Source organism: Luteibacter mycovicinus, assembly GCF_000745235.1.
Lineage (GTDB): Bacteria > Pseudomonadota > Gammaproteobacteria > Xanthomonadales > Rhodanobacteraceae > Luteibacter > Luteibacter mycovicinus.
The window spans coordinates 321542-338203 of sequence record NZ_JQNL01000001.1 but is presented as its reverse complement, the minus strand read 5'-3'; the positions used below and the strand labels follow the sequence as shown (position 1 = coordinate 338203).

Annotated in this window: 17 protein-coding genes and 1 pseudogene; 11 read left to right on the top strand and 7 right to left on the bottom strand. The window is 60.0% G+C overall.

Annotated features, from left to right (window positions below; all coding sequences use genetic code 11):
- Positions 1 to 29 precede the first annotated feature (29 nt).
- The gene (locus tag FA85_RS20700; RefSeq protein WP_051943568.1) at positions 30 to 830 is read right to left on the bottom strand and encodes a hypothetical protein; all 801 of its coding nucleotides are present in this window, start codon (positions 828 to 830) and stop codon (positions 30 to 32) included.
- Positions 827 to 1489, bottom strand: a complete 663-nt coding sequence (locus FA85_RS01500) for a hypothetical protein (RefSeq protein WP_036112697.1) — start codon at positions 1487 to 1489, stop codon at positions 827 to 829. The genes FA85_RS20700 and FA85_RS01500 overlap by 4 nt, the downstream gene beginning before the upstream one ends.
- Before the next feature lie 481 nt (positions 1490 to 1970).
- Between FA85_RS01500 and FA85_RS01495 the strand changes: the two genes are divergently transcribed.
- Both FA85_RS01495 and FA85_RS01490 read left to right on the top strand, forming a co-directional pair.
- A complete protein-coding gene (locus FA85_RS01495; protein WP_156108717.1) occupies positions 1971 to 2915 on the top strand; it encodes a retron St85 family effector protein in 945 nt (314 codons plus the stop codon).
- Positions 2912 to 3847, top strand: coding sequence for a retron St85 family RNA-directed DNA polymerase (locus FA85_RS01490; protein WP_051943570.1), 936 nt, complete (start codon positions 2912 to 2914; stop codon positions 3845 to 3847). Before FA85_RS01495 ends, FA85_RS01490 begins: the two co-directional genes overlap by 4 nt.
- Before the next feature lie 85 nt (positions 3848 to 3932).
- Here FA85_RS01490 and FA85_RS01485 read toward each other — a convergent pair whose 3' ends face one another.
- From FA85_RS01485 to FA85_RS01475, 3 genes are all read right to left on the bottom strand, one after another.
- Positions 3933 to 5609, bottom strand: a complete 1677-nt coding sequence (locus tag FA85_RS01485) for a site-specific integrase (protein WP_036112701.1) — start codon at positions 5607 to 5609, stop codon at positions 3933 to 3935.
- A gap of 421 nt (positions 5610 to 6030) precedes the next feature.
- A complete protein-coding gene (locus FA85_RS01480; protein WP_036112703.1) occupies positions 6031 to 6693 on the bottom strand; it encodes a hypothetical protein in 663 nt (220 codons plus the stop codon).
- The gene (locus FA85_RS01475; protein ID WP_036112704.1) at positions 6690 to 7472 is read right to left on the bottom strand and encodes a hypothetical protein; all 783 of its coding nucleotides are present in this window, start codon (positions 7470 to 7472) and stop codon (positions 6690 to 6692) included. The genes FA85_RS01480 and FA85_RS01475 overlap by 4 nt, the downstream gene beginning before the upstream one ends.
- A 183-nt stretch (positions 7473 to 7655) precedes the next feature.
- Here FA85_RS01475 and FA85_RS01470 point away from each other — a divergent pair, with 183 nt between their 5' ends.
- The 6 genes from FA85_RS01470 to FA85_RS01445 all read left to right on the top strand — a co-directional run bounded on the left by FA85_RS01470 (position 7656) and on the right by FA85_RS01445 (position 11822).
- Positions 7656 to 7958 (top strand): helix-turn-helix domain-containing protein, encoded by a 303-nt coding sequence (locus FA85_RS01470; protein WP_081907447.1) that lies wholly within the window; start codon positions 7656 to 7658, stop codon positions 7956 to 7958.
- A 24-nt stretch (positions 7959 to 7982) separates the two neighbouring features.
- Positions 7983 to 8228, top strand: coding sequence for a hypothetical protein (locus tag FA85_RS01465; protein WP_036112707.1), 246 nt, complete (start codon positions 7983 to 7985; stop codon positions 8226 to 8228).
- 32 nt (positions 8229 to 8260) lie between these two features.
- On the top strand, positions 8261 to 8743 hold the full coding sequence (locus FA85_RS01460; protein ID WP_036112708.1) for a DUF6650 family protein: 483 nt from the start codon (positions 8261 to 8263) through the stop codon (positions 8741 to 8743).
- Between the two features lie 176 nt (positions 8744 to 8919).
- Entirely contained in the window at positions 8920 to 9354 is a 435-nt protein-coding gene (locus tag FA85_RS01455) for a hypothetical protein (RefSeq protein WP_036112710.1), read from the top strand.
- Positions 9351 to 10271, top strand: a complete 921-nt coding sequence (locus FA85_RS01450; protein WP_036112712.1) for a DUF2971 domain-containing protein — start codon at positions 9351 to 9353, stop codon at positions 10269 to 10271. Before FA85_RS01455 ends, FA85_RS01450 begins: the two co-directional genes overlap by 4 nt.
- Before the next feature lie 483 nt (positions 10272 to 10754).
- Positions 10755 to 11822 (top strand): serine hydrolase domain-containing protein, encoded by a 1068-nt coding sequence (locus tag FA85_RS01445; RefSeq protein WP_197056465.1) that lies wholly within the window; start codon positions 10755 to 10757, stop codon positions 11820 to 11822.
- Positions 11823 to 11897: 75 nt separating this feature from the next.
- On the opposite strand, the gene FA85_RS22085 is transcribed toward FA85_RS01445, so the two are convergent.
- Positions 11898 to 12542 carry a TetR/AcrR family transcriptional regulator gene (locus tag FA85_RS22085; RefSeq protein WP_051974342.1) on the bottom strand — a complete coding sequence of 215 codons (645 nt, stop codon included), beginning with the start codon at positions 12540 to 12542 and terminating at the stop codon, positions 11898 to 11900.
- A 128-nt stretch (positions 12543 to 12670) separates the two neighbouring features.
- On the opposite strand from FA85_RS22085, the gene FA85_RS01435 reads away from it, so the two are divergent.
- A complete protein-coding gene (locus tag FA85_RS01435; RefSeq protein WP_036112718.1) occupies positions 12671 to 13597 on the top strand; it encodes an NmrA family NAD(P)-binding protein in 927 nt (308 codons plus the stop codon).
- Between the two features lie 402 nt (positions 13598 to 13999).
- On the opposite strand, the gene FA85_RS01430 is transcribed toward FA85_RS01435, so the two are convergent.
- Entirely contained in the window at positions 14000 to 15034 is a 1035-nt protein-coding gene (locus FA85_RS01430; RefSeq protein WP_036112720.1) for a hypothetical protein, read from the bottom strand.
- Positions 15035 to 15092: 58 nt separating this feature from the next.
- Between FA85_RS01430 and FA85_RS22825 the strand changes: the two are divergent.
- Positions 15093 to 15269 (top strand): annotated as a pseudogene (locus tag FA85_RS22825) (hypothetical protein); the annotation flags it as partial.
- 12 nt (positions 15270 to 15281) lie between these two features.
- The gene (locus FA85_RS20690) at positions 15282 to 16088 is read left to right on the top strand and encodes a hypothetical protein (protein WP_051943574.1); all 807 of its coding nucleotides are present in this window, start codon (positions 15282 to 15284) and stop codon (positions 16086 to 16088) included.
- Positions 16089 to 16662 lie beyond the last annotated feature (574 nt).

The window sequence follows — 16662 nt, the reverse complement described above, 5'->3', positions numbered from 1 at the left end:
ATGCCCATCCACCACCAGACAGAGGAACGTCATGCTTTCAAGAGTTGCCTGGCTATCGCCTTCGCGACCTCCCAAAGAATGGCCGCGTCTTCTGTCGTCAGGGACACATTGTGGGAATATTGCTTCGATGGATGAATGTAGTTTCGGTAGTCACGCAGAACTTCGCCAACGTCCTTTGCAGACACTGAGATCCATCCAAGTTCATGAGCTACTTCGATGTAGTTTTTAAGCGCCCACTCTTTGAGCGGGCGAGGCTTTTGCTGGTCGTTCCTGGGAGCCGCCTGAGCTTGGAACACGGCTGACTTGTCAGCTTCCAGGTTGACCCTCGCCAAGAGAAGAGCTTCTAAAAGGCCACCCATCATGACGGTGGCGGCAAGAGGCGCCTCCGCTTGTAGGCAGAGAACACATTCGTTCCATCGAGAGCTCAGAACTGACTGCATCCGGGCGTCGGCCGTCAGGGTTTGGAACGACACGGGCTGATCCGTGGTCGCCATCACCACAGTGGCTTGCGCCAGCATGGCAGACCGAAGCTTGATGAGGTCAGCACGCGCTGCTTTAAGGATGGGATCGTATACCGAGCGGCTCGTCTGCCGTTCGCTGAGTTCAATGAGCGACTTGTAAGCGTGGTCTAATTTCGGACCTTGCTCATGCGCCTCGATCTGACCGAGATTTGCGCGATGACTGTGGAACCAGCTGAGGCCGGTAGCTTTGACGATGGAACGCTCTTCTCCACTGCGAACCTGCGGGCCGCGGCCTTTTTTCAGCAGCTTTCGAAGCCGATCAATCTGTTGAATTGCAGTTTCGATCGTCTCAGTATCCATGCCGGTCAACGAGGCTTCCTGCCTTTCTTCGTTGCTTTCTTGGCCACTGTTCGCGCCGCCTTGGGCTTAGGTTTCCCCGCAGCCTTGGACGTTTTGGTGGTAGCCCGACCACGATTGGCGCGGCGTGTCCCGGTGGACGATCCGCCCGCTGCGCTTCCCGACGGAAGTGTCAACGCAACAAGGTTCTCGCCAACCGTATTAATCGCGTAGTTGCCTCTTCCCTCGGCCCTGTCTATGAGACCCTGCTGATGTGCGTTCACCATGGTCTGCGAGATTCTTTTCGGCCGTTGCCAGCCGGTGAGTCGGCACGCCTGCAACACGTCGTCGCCGTTTACTGTTTCCTTCCGAGCCTCAGGCGGAGCTTGGAAACGGAAATAGTAAGCGACGACGGCCACGAACTGATTGTCCGAGGTCGGTGCTTTCGCCTGGACGAAAGACTTGATGTCTGTTGCGCTGTCACCACCGGTAGATGGCTGTGCGGGTGATGCCGGAGGCATCGACGGAATCAGGGGGGTCCCAGGGGCGTGTTGAACGTGAGCGGGCGAGGCGATCCCCAACTTCTCCCTCGCCCATCGAATGATCCGTTCCTGGTCACTTGCTTCGAACCCATCGAGGGCTTCGATCACCATCCTCACTGCTTCGAAATCATCCTTCTGGGGCTTTGACACTGGCGCGCTCCTGTTAGGGCCCCCGCGAGGCGGGCCGGTCTGGACTTGCTTTACATCTTACGGCCTCATCGGGGGCATTCTATAAGATGGATGGCATGTCCCATTGACCTGCAACGCCTATCTAGATGCTGGCCGAAAACGTGCATTCGTGCATAGAGTTGGCCTTCACCCAAGGGTGCGAGGCCTGCGCGGCAACTTACTTCGACATCACGGCGCATGGTCTTTCTGGCAGACCAATTGTCCATTGCCTGGTGAGTTGACGGCTGGCCATAAGATGGACAGACTTGCCTCACTCTTTACGCGAATGGCAAGGGGAAATGCCGAAGCTGTTGACTGTGTCTGGCGATGCGCCGGACTGCTAAGGATTGATTGGGATTACCGCCCCGTGTAGCCGGCTTGGTCTCACCACCTCCGGTCCAGTGGGTCCTCAATGGTAAGCCCAAGCCGGCTACACGGGGCGTCTTCATGGTAAAGAGTGGCAATGGTTGATCCGCGCCGAAAGTTCCTGGAACGTCTAGACTTAGGCAAGAGCCGCATACGCAACTTCGGTGGCTTTGTTTTCCTCTGTGGGGGAGAACGAAACATGGACTTCACCCCGATCCTGTCTGTGCGGCATCTTCTCTACAACGAGTTGACCTCCGGGAAATATAGCGACGTCGCCAGTCGCTTGAAGCTCGCGGAAGATATCCAGGACTGGTTCCGAGGCGGCGCATACAGTGACCTCGTCACGTTTGAAGAGCACCTCGCTGGGCTCTCTGACGTAATTGTCTTGGTGGTCGAGAGCCCTGGCGCGATAGCCGAGCTTGGAGCGTTTGCAATCAGTCCGGCGATTTCCGACCGTCTACTCGTTTTGGTTGCAGAAGTTCACTACGAGCAAGAGTCGTTTATCAAGCTGGGGCCTTTGAAGCGCATCGAAGACAAGAACTTAGATGCCGTGCTCGTTTATGACTGGCATGACCGAGAGGTAGGTCGGTCTCCGATTGAGCGGTTCGACAAAATCAACGGCGAAATTCCTTCTATTGCGGAGTCAATCCGGAAATACATGTCTCCGGGAACGAAGGAGCGTGTGTTCAAGGTTGATGATGTCTCGCATCAGATGTTGTTGATTTGCGATTTGGTCGACTTATTCGGTGCGCTTCCCTATGCAGAGATCCACGAATTCCTATCTCTTCTGTCGGTCGAAATCGAGCCTGCTCACCTCAAACAATATCTTTTTCTCTTGGAAAAGTGCGACCTTTTGAGAATTAAGGCAAAGGGTCATGGTCGTTACTTTTACTGCGTTGACTGGACGCCGCGGATATCATTTTCTTACACCGAAGGACAGGCGATAGATAAACAGCGACTTAGGTTTGATGTCGTTGAATATTACGACGCGCACGAGAAAACCAGGTCGGAAGTAGTGAAGCTGATCAGGAAGGCAGCATGAGCGAATTCATAGATCAGGTTGCAGCCTCGCTCGGCTTATCACGCGGCGTTTGCGAAAATATCGCTAGAACGGCCCATAGACGCTACAAGGTTTTTCTGATCCCCAAGAAGAATGGCAGGGGATTTCGCACCGTGGCGCAGCCAGCTCGCGAGGTCAAAGCGATACAGCGGACCCTTGTCCTCATGCTGGATCAGTTGCTTCCTGTTCACCCGGCCGCAACTGCTTATCGGCCCGGCTCATCGATTTTGCGAAATGCCAGGGCTCACGTCCGAGCTAAATACATCACTAAGCTCGACTTCGAGGCCTTTTTCCCTTACATTGACCGCACGAGCCTCGGTCGCCATCTTCGTCAGCACCTCTCACATCTGGATGGAGACGACATAGCGTTCATCTTGTCCGCGTGTTGCTGGACCCCCAAGGGAACGACTACCCAACGCCTGTGCATAGGTGCCCCAAGTTCACCGATGTTGTCCAATTCCATCATGCACGATATCGACAGCGACATTCAGACTTACTGCGAGGAGGTCGGGGCGGTTTATACGCGTTACTCCGACGACATTTGCATCTCAGCCACAATGCCCGATGTCCTTGCCCCTTTGGAACAAAGGATCCGTCATCGGATACGAGAAAGCACGCGGCCTACGCTGACGCTCAATGAGGCTAAGCGAGTAGCTGTTGGACGTGGTTCTGCTATGAATGTGACGGGCCTGGTGTTGTCGAACGAAGGCACGGTAACTGTCGGTCGCGAAAGAAAGCGCGGCGTTCGTGCTGGTGTGATGAGGTATCTGAAAGGCGCTTTGGATCTCAACGAGACGGCAAGACTAAAGGGTGAGCTTGCCTACGTGATAAGCATCGAGCCTGGTTTCCGGTTTGTTCTTGCGAAGACCTATGGAATGGAGATACAAGCGCTCCTCCCCAGTGCAGGCATCTGATCCCTGCGATCTGTTTGACATCGCTCCGATTGTCGTATCGTTCAAACCTTTTGGCAGGTCGCACGGTCAAGCGTGATGTCGCAATCTATGCGCCAGAATTTGGCGCTGTTTTGGGGCGTGGGCCGTGATGCCGGATGAACGGCACGCCCTCCTCTTTGGCTCGTGCCTCCCGCTCATCCTCGGCAGCCGCGTGGGCCAGGTATCCGGCGAACTGCGACGGCACATATCGAGTGAGGGGCAGATCGGGGAAGGGGAGGGTGTCCAGGACGCGTTGCATCTCCAGCACCGTGCCGTCGGCCACGTAGTTCCGCTTATCCACGCTGTCGCCCGGCGTGTGGCCGTTGATCGCACACATGATGCTTTCGGGGATCTTGTTGCGTTCCATCAAGGTGGTCAGGGTGTGCCGGAAGCTGTGGAGTGACTTCCGACGATCGGTGATCTGGCAGACCTTCCTCAGCACGATGTCGTTGACCCACTGCGACACCGCGCGCCCCGGTCCCCCTTCGTTCCAGGGCAATCCGGGGAACAGGAGAGTGGCGCCACTGGCGCGAACGTCGGCCACGTAGCGTTCGAAGCCCAGATCCAGCAGGCGCCGCGGGACCGGGATCCGACGCACCGAGTAGTTTGACTTGACGCTCTGGCCGGCACGATCGCCGGTGATGTCGAAGGTCATGACTTGGCGCTCCTGACCTGACTCATCGAGGTAGGAATCGGTTCTGACATCCGCCAGATACAGCTGGGCAATTTCATTGACCCGCATGCCCGTGTGATAGGCAATGAGCGGCGCCCAGAACTTATGGGGCGCTGTGCAGTTCGCCATGCGCGCAGGGTCGAAGATGGCGGTCAGGTCGGCGTGATTGAAGATGTCTTTTTTCTTCCGTCGCCGGCCGTGCTCGTCGCGCAGATACCGCGACGTGTCCACATACCTAAATGGGTTTTCAGTCAGAGCCCCCAGCTTGATGGCCCAATTCATCAGCGCATTTACATGCGTGAGGTGCTTGAACTGCGTGCCGGGTTGGATTGGCGGAAGCTTCTCCCGCTTGGCGCGAGCGGCCACCGCCGGGGCGGTCAAGCCGTCGAGCTGGCGGTGGGCATGCCGCCGTGCCGGCCACATGGCGAGAAGCGCTGCAAATTGGAGCGCGTCGTCGGGCGTGATGGCGGCGATGGGCCGGTCGCCGACCGTTTCCAACAACAGGTTCAGGGCGTAGCCGCGATCGCGGGTGGCGGGGGTCGCACGTTTCGGCCCGAACGCTAAGTTACGGAGGTGGCGTTCGACCAAGCTGCTCAACAGCTCTCTGGACGTCGGCGCTTCCACGGGCGCCGCCGTCGGAATGACGTCAGTATTCGGCAAGGCGGCGATCGCCGGGCTCGCGTGGGCCGGCTGCGGGGCCGCTGCTGGGAGCCGCGCTGGCATGGGCACCGGCAATGCCGGCGTGGGGCGGGCGCGTGGCTCATCGAGGCCGTGGGGTGCCGGGACGGTGTGGAATGCAGCCCCGCGGCCCGTCATCTCAACGACGATGGGCGGCGACCCCGAACCGTGATGGATTAGAAACCCACGATCGGCCGCGCCTGGCCGCACCATCGGCACCGCGCGGGTTCGCATCCGTTCGGCAAGACCCAGCTTCTCAATCAGCTCCATGACCAGGACGTGCCCGTCGTGGCAGGTTGGCGACATGCGGATGCCGTCCGCCGTGGCGACGACATCGTAGAGGTGGGGATCGTGAGGTTGACCCTCGGGGCGACCGAACGGACGGAACAGCATGGCGGCGACAGTGAGAGGCGAAGGGGTCGTCTTTCTAGCGGAGGCCAGACCCCTGTCAACCCTTATTTTTGCGAGGAAAATCCCACTTCTGGCGAATCGACATCAGGCTTGGCTTAGCGCTCCAAAATATTTCGAAACCGCAGAAAAACGCCCTTTTATGAGGGGCAGCGGCGATACGGCTCTGTGCGCCAACGCTCCCCATTGACGCCTGCTCAATTTCTGGGAAGGTCAATTCAACTTTCCGGAGAACCCATGCCTCTCTTCAATGTTTGCTTATTTTTTCGCCATCGAGCAGGCAGGGAGAGTACTTAGGGTCTAATGGTGTTACGTCCTGAAATCCAGTAACTGCCAGTTCGACCTCACAGTCATTTTTGGTCGGGCCTGGTTAATACTGGCGGCACACTCGCCGCCAGAGCATTCGTCACCTGTCGAACCCTGGCAAGCGTCTCGTGATCTCGGACGAGACCGCGTTTGCCTGTGGCTCGGTCAGTCCCCCTGCCAAAATGGTGGATCGTCCCTCGTGTTCGACCTCCACGGTGTAGCTGACCTGCGTCAGCAGATGCGCGGTCATGGCGGCGGCTTGGCTCACGCCGGCGACGACGCCCACACCGCCGACGATCACCGATTGGCGGGACTGTGTGTTGCCGCGCCGGATCGCATAGACCTGGCCCGGGGCAACGAGTGTCCCGTTGGGCAATCGGATTCCCTGCGCCGACACTTGGAAAGGCTTCCGTTGCACCTGGCGGGTCGCGTCATGGCCTGCCTTGAAAAGCTTCGTGATGAGGACGCCGCAGCCGACGAGCGCAGCGAGGCCGAGGATCACGGGCAAAGGCGAGTGAGCATCGACCTTCGCGCCCAAGGCGGCGCCGGCCCAGCCTGCCGGGATGGCGAGGCACCACGACACCACGCTGACGCGGCCGGGCAGCGGCGCAGGGGTCGTCGCGACGGTCGTCCAGCCGTGATCTTCCGTGACCTGCAGGGGCGGGTGCTGGATCGCTTCCCGACCTTCGCGCCCAGTGGCCACGTGTCGGATGACAAGGGCAAGAACAAAGCCGATGGCGATGACGGCGAGCAGTGTGATCATCGTGGTAGCTCCTGCGCGCCGGAAGCGTTAGCGTCGATGCCAACGACCCACAAGACCTTGCCGCTTCGGATGTCGAGAACGGGATTGGAGTGGTTGATCCACCCCGTGATCCACATCAACCGCACCAAGATTTCGTGATATTGGCGAGCGAGCGGGCCGCTCTCGCTGCCTTGGCCCAGATAGAACAACATGTGCGGCGGTTGAGGACCGGGGCCACGGACATCGCCCGTGGCCGTGTCTGCGTGCGTCATCCCCTGGATGTTTTGCGCCGTGTTGATCGCCACCAAGCCTTGGCCGCCGCCGGGCGCGTCTTCGGGTGCCGTCATGTATCGGGTCTGGCCCATGGCGTCCCGGAAGGCCAGAGGAGAATTGCAGATGTCGAATGTTTCGACGGTGCGATCATTCGCGGACCGCCAGACAGTCGCTTCGGCACGCCAACATGCTTGATCCACGGCGGCCCGTGTGAAACTCACCGCCACACGCGGCCACGCATCACCCATGCGGTGGCCGTCGAAAATGCCCACGATGGCGCCAGGCGTGGACGGATGGAGCGGCCGGTAGTAAGCGCCCGTGGTGGTGGCGGGCCCAGCCACCTGTCCGGAGGTGTCCGACGGGTTGCCCGTCCCGAAGACCGAGGAAGCTGCGTGGGAGGCCGTTGCCCCAGCTTTTTGAAAGAAGCCTCGAAGGCCTCCGGTCGTCTGAGCTTGCGCGTGGGTTGTCAGGAGAAGAGCGGCAACGGCCACCCAAATAGCGATCCGGCGGAACCGGCGATTAGGCATGTGAAATCCCTCTGTTGTGCGGGGAACGTTCCGTGATCCCAGGGGCCCCGCGGCCCTCCCTGGCGCGGCCAGAGTAGCGTCGTGAAACCCGTTCTAGTTGAATAACGACTAACCGACTATCCGTTACCGGAATAAGGCTTTGACCGGTATAGCTTTATGACCCGTCAGCTCCCGGGGTAGGTCATGGCTATATCCAAGAAAACGGCGGCTCAACCCGCCAAATCGTTGTATCGACCTGAGAATCAACTCGTGCTGGGTGTGCTTCGGGCGCTCAGGGAGAGGACGGGCCTGACCCAGACAGAGTTCGCCCAGAAATTGGGCCGGTCCCAGACATATGTGAGCGCGGCGGAGCGCGGATCACGGCTGGACACGTTGCAGATCCGCGACTGGTGCCACGCGTGCGGCACTGACCTGGTGGGATGGGCAACCGAGATCGAGCAAGCTCTGGGGACGCGGCCGACCACCAAGCGCAAGGCCCCAAAATAAATCGTTTCCGACAGGAGTAGTGCGATGAAGGTTAAAGACCTGGTTGCCCGCCTCAGCAAATTTGACCCAAATCTGGAAGTGCTGTGCGCGACAGAAGACGAAGGTTTGGTTGGAGCGGATGAGCTGGTCCGTTTTCTCGACATCCAAGACACCATTAGTCCCGTCGAGGGCACACCAGGGCGTGACGACAGCGGCGCATTCACATTTTCATTCGGCAGCGGCCCGGGAACACGCAAGATCCTTGTCATCGACGTGACGTCAGTTTTCTAACCTCGAAACGCAGAGGGAGGGGATCAACTGCAATGAAATTCAAAGAAGCTGTCTCTCGCATCACCGGGTTCAGCGTGCCGATCTTCGGAGTGCAGTGGAACCCGCCTGAGGCCGATCGGGCAATTGCGCGGCGGGTCATCGGCTTCCTCGAAGATCGGCGCATCCTCTACGTGCCGTCCGAAATGGAAGTGCCCTCGCACGGGGTGCAGTCGGTGCTGCGCATCCGAGAGTTCCTGACCAATGAGCTCGGCCAGTTGACCGGTGACAGTCAACTGGCTCAGAGCCTGCGCGCCATGCGAGCCGCGTGCAGAAAATTCCTGGATGCGGTCGGCCCCGAGGACGGCACCATCGTTTCCCATGCGTTTGATCGCGGTCACTATGCGGGATGGGAATTCAATCAGGCGTTGGGTGAGATGCGGGGAGTGTTTGGCATCTACATCGCCATTCTGGCTGCCACTCACGGGCTGGACATTGAACCGGGCTTAGCGTCGATCGTCCCGGGCGTTGACGGTTGACCATGCGTTCCCGTCGGGGATGAGCCTGCCCTTCGGGCCGGCCGATAACGCACATCGGACATCGCCGATGTTCGGTATCGGCCCCCAGTAAATCTCGGTGCGTTCCACCTGACCGCAAATTGACAGCGCGAAGCCAGCCGCGGCCCCCCATGGCGGCGACGACACTAAGGAGTTTTATGACCGTTGGCACCATCGTTATCGACTTGGATCCTGACCGGACCGACAGCGACATCTGCGACGATCTTTTGGAACACGACGTGGTCATCGTGGAAATTGGCACACGACCCACAAAGATGCACAGGGCGCAGGCCATTTCAGAAGAATTGAAGCAGCGCCCCGAGCGGTGGGGGAAAGAAGAAGATGGCGATGTGTTTTTGCTGACCTATGTGGTCAACAGCACGGGGCGCATTTGCACCTACGACACCATCGATGATCTCGATAACTACGACGAGTTCGATGTCCTTTTCCTCACCGATGAGGATGGCGTCGGGACGAAGGGTGTGAAAGCCGGCATCGAGAAGTTGACGGTCGAATGGCGAAAGAGGGGTAGGCCCCGTCGTTGCGCCACGCACTTTGAATACGACCTCGAAGAGGACGATGACCAGGCATGAGCACGCGAGGCAAGGTCCGGCGTCACGAGCCGCGGTCGAAGGGTCTGTTCGATAAATCAAACAGTCGCCTTATCCAGTCGTTTGCTGAGTGGGACCTGCTCGACGCGTTCCAGAAGCGCGTCATGCTCCGGCGGATGGGCATTCCCCCGAGCCTTTACAAGTATCGGGGCATTCCGCCGTCGTCAGACCAGACCGGGCGCCGCCGGGTAGAAGACCTGCTTCTCGAAAACAAACTGTGGCTTGCCACCGCATCGTCGTTCAACGATCCGTTTGAAGGTCGTGTCGACTACGTGGTCCCTTACCGTGGAGCGCAACTGCGCCAGGCGATGGAGCGCAAATACCGCGAGCTCGGATTCAAGAGTGGGGATGCTCGTCGCATGGTCAAAACGGCGGACGTTGCTGATCCGTCCCGCATCGTCGAACGATCCCGAGCCGCCAGCGTCCGTGTGCTTGAAACCATCGGCATTTGCGCTCTCGGGACGAACCCATCGAGCCCGCTGCTCTGGGCGCATTATGCCGACAATCATCGTGGCTTCTGCGTCCAACTTCATCCTTCGCACGATCTGCGCGCGCTTTTGGCAAACGAGGTCGAATATAACGACGACTATCCCGTAGCGGACGACATGTTCGGAAGCGTCGAGGATCGCACCCTCATTCCGTTCCTTCGGAAGTCGCTGGACTGGGCGTATGAAGAGGAGTGGCGAATTGTCGCGCAGGATGAGCCGAACAGGTTTCGGCACTTCAATCCGTTGGCCATGAGCGCAGTGATCTTGGGCATGCGGACATCCGGCGCGGATAAAACCTACATTCTCGAACTGATGGAAGAGCGGCGTCGCCGCTTCGGCGTGAAACCCGTCGTCTACCAAGCAGAGGCGTCACAGCACAAATACCGCATCGTCGTCCGAGGATTGCGCTGACCCACCCCCAGGACGAGGCGTCGTTCCAGCCGTGCCAAGACGTTCTGTCGTGGAAGAGGTTGCTCGATGACGGGGAAGGGCGATAGCCTTCCCGCACTTGGCCAAACCCGGGAGGAAAACCCGACTGACGGGCCGAGCGCCGGAGACGTTGGTGGGCCTGGAAGTTACTCACCTCCCACTCTCTCCGCCATAAACCCTCAAGGTGATCTTTTTCAGCCACTCAGGAGAGGCTGGAGAAATTCGGTGGTAGGAACCCGCATAGGCGCTTCGCATGCGGATAGCACATCACCTTGATCGTTCCCCTATCGGTGTCGTTGAGGCAGCGTCGTCGACAAGAAAACGCAGCCGCAATAAACCGCACCCGTCTCGTCGTATTCAACCCGGCCGGGCTCCATCATCGCTCATGTCGCGGCGACAACAGCGGGCGCGCGGGTCCTCGGTTGCTGTGGCATCCTGACGGCCTAGTTCTCAAGGTGAATAAGAGTGAAGGCATGCATCCTCGTCGTCGGCCTTTGTGCGGCCATCAGCGGTCCGGGACGGGCGGCCGATCTGCAAGAAGCCCTCAACGCCCAGCTCAAGGCGAACGCTTTAGGTCACGGCATTCCGGCTCAGGCGGTGCGCGTTCGTCACAACGACCAGCTCATCTACGAGGGGATGACAGGGACAACGGCATTGGAGGGTGGAAAGCCCATCACTCCGAGCACGCCTTTTCCCATCTATTCGGTGAGCAAGTTATTCACCAACACGTTGATCCTTCAGCTCGTGCAAGAGGGGAAGATTGACCTGAGTGCGCCTGCCTCGCGTTATGTCCCGAACCTGCCCGTGGCATGGCGCGCCATCCGCGTCGATCAGTTCATGAATCACGTGTCGGGACTACCCGATTTCTTCGACTCGCAGAATATGGCCCGCCCCTTTCCTCCTTCACTCGAAGCGGCATGGGACGCCGCGAGCCAGCGGCCAGTTACTTCCGCCCCAAACGTGCAGACGCGCTATTCGGGAACGAACTACTTGGTGTTGGAGGCGGTGCTCGAAAACGTGACGCACAAGCGATACCAGGCCCTTGTGGAGGAGCGAATCATTCGACCCTTGGGCCTGCATCACACGTCGCTGGAGCCTTCGCACCCGCCCCGCGACATGGTAAGCAGCTATCACGCGGAGAATGGGCGCGCCGTCCTCGATCCGCAGATCAACTGGCCCGATTACGCCATCGCCCAGGGCTGTATCGTCTCCACGTTGGAAGACTTGGAGACCTTCATGTCGGCTGTTGCCGATGGGAAGCTGGTTCCACGCGACGACTTGGTCAAGTACTGGCATCCGTATGCCTTTCCCAATGGTAATTCAGGTGGTTTTGCATCCGGTTGGGAATACGGTGAAGCCGGCCGCTGGCATGAGCTGGGGCACGACGGAGGCACGAAGGTGCGCGTCCGCGTCCTCTATGGCGCGAACCTGGACGATCACTACGTCATCGTCTACTTGACCAACGGCAATCGTGACGATGTCTGGTCACGCACATTAGTGGACTCGGTGCAGGCGATCGCCGTGCCTCGCTGACGGCAGTTTTCGAGCAGCTGGCCGCTCGAGACACTGGCGCCTTGCGTGATCGTGCTCAGGAAGAACGGGGCAGGATTAAGAATGATCGGACTTGACACGCCGAAACGGATGACCCGCCATTGCGGCCAGCAACACATGGTCGACCAGTGCGATCAGACGCTCTACTGGAATCGATTCCCCGACAGGCCCGGTGTGGTGAGCCAGGAGGGCAACGACGGTGTCGGAAAGGACGTCGAGCTTGTCCTTTGGCAGCGGCTCGTGGCCCGTCTCGGCCGACCGCGTGGCGAGCTCTTGCAGTTCCGTTCGGACGTATACGCGGAACCTTTCCGTCAGCGTCTGAAATAGGTCCGGGTGGGAGCGTGCCATCTCCATGGTGGCCGTGACAACCGGGGGGCTGCCTTCGCACTTGCCAGCCTGCTCCATGAAGGCAATGAGATCGTCCCGCAAGGATGTGCCGGGATAACGCGGTGCGCTCATCGGCCGTAACGTTGCGACGGCATCGGCAACGAGGTCCGCTTTTGCCGTCCACCGCCGATAAAGCGTCGCCTTCGACACGCCCGCTCGCGATGCAACATCGGTCATGGTGAGATCGCGATACCCCTTGTCCGCGAGCAGTTCGAGCGCAGCTCGGATAATGACCTCGTCGCGGCCCTTGTCCTGGCTTCGTCCCCGGTCAGCGGGCGGTAATCGATGCTGGTGGCTCGGAGCTTGTTGGTTCATCCGACAGATATACATGAATTATACGAAAATCAACAGTTCCGAAACCATTGCGTTTCGTATTGTTGTGCGCCATTGTTTGACCGACCTGACAGGGCGGCGTTCGCTCAGTTACCTACAGGAGGTTTTCCGTGTCCTATTTAGATCCCCGTCCCATCCTCGTTGCCGGCGCCACAGGCAAGCAAGGCAGCTCAGTCGCCAACGCGCTGCTGAAGGCAGGCCGTTCCGTCCGAGCACTGGTGCGCGATCCCACTTCGCCGGGGGCCCAGGTGTTGGCCGCTCGCGGGGCCAAGATCGTGAAGGGCGATTACCACGACTCCGCCAGCCTTGATGCTGCAATGGCCGGGGTGGCTGGCGCATTTTCTGTGCAGATGGGTTCGCATCCAGGGGATCCGGATACCGAGATTGTTACCGGGAAGGCGTTCATAGAAGCTGCCGGTCGCGCAGGCGTCGACATGGTTGTCCACACCTCCGTCGCCCGGGCGGGCGATCAGGAGCGTTTCGTGGGTTGGGACGAGGGACGCTGGGAGCCGCTGTACTGGAACAACAAGGCGGCTGTGAATGACATGGTCAAGTCGCAGGGTTTCCGGCACTGGGTGATCCTAAAGCCAGCCATGATTATGGAGGACCTCTTGCCGCCGCAGGCCGACATGCAGTTCCCAACCCTTCGACAAGTGGGTAGGTTTGAGACGGCGATCGCATCGGAGAGCGGCATCGATTGGATTGCCGCGAAGGACATTGGCGAATTCGCCGCAGCTGCGTTTGCCGAGCCCGAACGCTTCCACGGTCACGAGATCGATCTCGCGGCGGAGACTTTTACCTTGCCCGAGGTCGCGGCCAAGATCGTTGAGGCCACCGGAAAGACGGTCACGGCCGTCACGCTGTCCGAAGAAGAGAGGCGCGCCAGACCCGACGGCGATCTGTTCTTTCAAGCCGAGTCGTGGAACAACGTCGAGGGCTACAAGGTCGATCTCGATGCCGTTCGTCGGTGGGGCGTGCCGCTTACCACCCTGGACCAGTTCATCGAGCAGAACCGCGACAGGTTCGTTATCGGCTGAATGTCCGCGGTTCTGCGCATCGGTTCATCATGGGGGTGATCGTAGCCGCGACTCTTCTCGGTCAACCTCTTTAGGGCGCACCCCACCTTTACCCCGCCTGGGCAACACGAACATCGCATCATGGCAAAGGGCTTGCAACGCGGATCGTTAGGGCAGCCCTGGTCGAGCTGACGGCCGGGCTGAGTCCCTATGGACAGTTCTGCGTCGCGACACCCCCAAATTTGAGGAGCGGCTCCGTCTCGATTCCGGCCCCCAAAAAGATACATCTCGGAAATGACTGATTAAGGTGTTTTCGAGAACCGCTCTGGCGCATATCAGGGGTCATCGCAGAGGCCGCTCTCGCACGGGTAGATGCGAGGCGCGCGCCACGCCAAGGCGGGGTCGACCGTGCTGACCTGCTTGCTATCGACCAATCAGCAGCCTCCCATCCAGCGTCACAGCGTCGAACCCATAAACATGCTCCCTCGGACTATCCGAGCAGCATCCGACCAATCGGCCCGGCCACGCCCGTCCACCATCCCGTATCTCAACAGTACCGGCGCAAATGGGGCACGACGCATAAAACCGCACAAGATCAAAGCGCCCGCCGAGCTTCTTATCGTTATCGCGCGTAAGACGCAACTGAGCATAGAACTGACTAATCCCCACCGCCCATTCCGGAGCGATGGTCACGCGAAGGTTCGGCAACTGCCAGAACGGCCGCATTGACCAAGTAAGGATGGCAGCAATGGTTGCAACGAATGCCAATGGCGCTGGCCATCCCGCAAACGCCCCGGCCTTACTCCACAAGATGAAAGCACTCGCATAGGCGCAAAGTACCGCCACCGGGAACGGCAGACCGACCATGGCGATGAAGACGACGCCCCTGGCCGATCGGATGTGGAAGGCCTCGCCTCCGATGAAGGGCACAACCAGCCATGACGGAGTTGCCGGTTCCATCCGGTAAACGACCCTTTCTCCGAAGCTGACCGGCCCCACCGGGCCTGAGGAGGGGGCGACCTCGGCCTCGGAAGAGGGATCCGCCTCGCTCACAGGCAGCGCCGGAAAACGAAGCCGATAAGTCGTCTGGTTGTGTCGGCCACCCCCTTTGTCGATGGCCAGCTCAACGTCCACAGCGGAGCCAGCCGCGGCGAGGAACTGCCGCCGGGCCTCCGCGCGACTGTCCTGCCAGGTAGTCATCTGCGCAGCGGGCAGCCACTTCCCGGTTACTGGATCCGTCGGCGGGGCGCCGCCGAAGCGGTCGCGATGCCACGAGTGGATCTGGGGGACATCGGCCACGGGAGGTTCGTCGCCACGAAGGACGGCGTTCCGCGACTGGGCCGCCAGGACAAGGAGGGAATCCCGATGCTTGCTCTGCGGCGGGTCGGTCTCCAGCCAGCGAACGTAGGCGTCCAGGGCAAAAAGGGTCGGGGAACCGGAATCGGTAGGTTTGTCCATGTTTGTCCGTCCATGGGGTCGGCAGTGTCGGTCTCCTTCATAGCGAGGGACAAAGACAATGGCAACCAGTTTGAATCGCCCCAGGGCGCAGCGGCTTCGTATTCCCTTCGGCGAGCGTGACGGCCGGCTGTTCGGACCATCCGACGTTCCGCGGGGGCTAGCGAGCGGATGCCGGTGTCCCGGTTGCGGATCTCCGCTTGAAGCAAAACAGGGTAGTAAGCGCCGGCACCACTTTGCTCATGTGGGTGTGATCGAACAGGTCTGCCGCGAATCCGTACTGCATCGATACGCGAAACAGGTGCTGGCTGACGCGACAACCTTGGCGCTCCCCGCCTGGGTCGGCACACCCGCCATGCCAAATCCGCCTAGCGCGTCCGACTGGGAGGGGCGCCTCGTAATCGGGGAGGCGGTGCATCTGCCGGCGAAGACGGTTCCCGTCGCCTCTGGCAGGCAAGAAGTGTCATTCGGGAACGTCCGCGCCGATGTGGTGCTCGATGATGGGGAGGGGCAGTTGCTGGTCGAGGTCCGGGTCACCCACAAGGTCGATGAGATCAAGGAAGAGCGTGTACGGGGGCTGGGGCTCAGGATGCTCGAGGTCGATCTCTCAGGTGCCGCAGGCGTAGAGACAGCGGGCCTGGCGGACTGGGTTTTGCACCAGGCACCTCGGCACTGGGTGTGGCATCCGGCGGCGGTCACACGCTGGCAGGCGTCGCTTGATCGGGTGAACGCCATCATTGCGGCGCGTGTTCCGGTCTATGGTTCTGGTGGCGAGAACATGCTCGTGCGATTGCATGGGCGCGCGGCAGCTAGGTTGCGCCACAAGGCCTCGTTGCCGCGACGGAGCGGCGATCCCGGCCTTGATGTGTTGCTCGGGGCCTGGGTTTGGCTCGAGGGCGAGGGGGAGGCCGAGCTGTTCGAACTGGTCGATGGGGAACTCTGTATCTTGCGTGCGCGGTTAGCTACCGGCGAAGAGCGCATCGTGCGCCTCGACGGCGGGCCGGGATCAACCTCCGGGGCGAAAGCTATCGCTGACGAATCAGCTAGGTCAGCCTAAGGCGAGATTTTGGCATTCCACTTCGCCTTTGCGATGCGCCTTTGTACGCGCACTCGGTATGCATGAGGCGCTAGTGGTCTCTTGGCCTTATGTCGATTCGAATTGCAGAACAGGCAGGCAGCGACGATGTTAGTCCTGACGCCCTTGCCGCCGTCTTGCCGTGCGACCAGATGCTCTGCTGTACACCGAAAACGCGCATTCAGGCGCCTTTTCGGTCGAGGGTCGTTTGGTGACGGAGTCCACATCTGACAGCCGCAGTAATAGCACTTGCCGTGTTGGGCCTGAAAGGCCTGAGACCGAAGGGTACGTAGCTTTGACATAGGGAGACTCCGTGAAATCTTAAGAGAAAGATTCCCGTGCCTCCTATGGAGTACCTCGGGCACTCGCAGTCGTACGACTATGCGAGCACAACACCGACGCGTTACGCGACCGGCGTAGCCGTTATATCGATAGTGGGGCCAGTTCGCAATCCCCGACAGGCACTATCGGGTTAGCGCTTAACGAGCTGCCCCTTGGCCGCATCCGCACACGCCGGTAGTTGAAGCAGATTCAGCGTTCACCGATAACGTGCGCA

Coding starts and splice junctions, on each gene's coding strand:
- FA85_RS01485 (WP_036112701.1), bottom strand. CDS start 5,609: ATGCTGTTCCGTCCGTTCGGTCGCCCCGAGGGTCAACCTCACGATCCC.
- FA85_RS01460 (WP_036112708.1), top strand. CDS start 8,261: ATGAAATTCAAAGAAGCTGTCTCTCGCATCACCGGGTTCAGCGTGCCG.
- FA85_RS22085 (WP_051974342.1), bottom strand. CDS start 12,542: ATGAACCAACAAGCTCCGAGCCACCAGCATCGATTACCGCCCGCTGAC.
- FA85_RS01470 (WP_081907447.1), top strand. CDS start 7,656: ATGGCTATATCCAAGAAAACGGCGGCTCAACCCGCCAAATCGTTGTAT.
- FA85_RS01455 (WP_036112710.1), top strand. CDS start 8,920: ATGACCGTTGGCACCATCGTTATCGACTTGGATCCTGACCGGACCGAC.
- FA85_RS01490 (WP_051943570.1), top strand. CDS start 2,912: ATGAGCGAATTCATAGATCAGGTTGCAGCCTCGCTCGGCTTATCACGC.
- FA85_RS01450 (WP_036112712.1), top strand. CDS start 9,351: ATGAGCACGCGAGGCAAGGTCCGGCGTCACGAGCCGCGGTCGAAGGGT.
- FA85_RS01475 (WP_036112704.1), bottom strand. CDS start 7,472: ATGCCTAATCGCCGGTTCCGCCGGATCGCTATTTGGGTGGCCGTTGCC.
- FA85_RS01480 (WP_036112703.1), bottom strand. CDS start 6,693: ATGATCACACTGCTCGCCGTCATCGCCATCGGCTTTGTTCTTGCCCTT.
- FA85_RS01495 (WP_156108717.1), top strand. CDS start 1,971: ATGGTTGATCCGCGCCGAAAGTTCCTGGAACGTCTAGACTTAGGCAAG.
- FA85_RS01465 (WP_036112707.1), top strand. CDS start 7,983: ATGAAGGTTAAAGACCTGGTTGCCCGCCTCAGCAAATTTGACCCAAAT.
- FA85_RS01430 (WP_036112720.1), bottom strand. CDS start 15,034: ATGGACAAACCTACCGATTCCGGTTCCCCGACCCTTTTTGCCCTGGAC.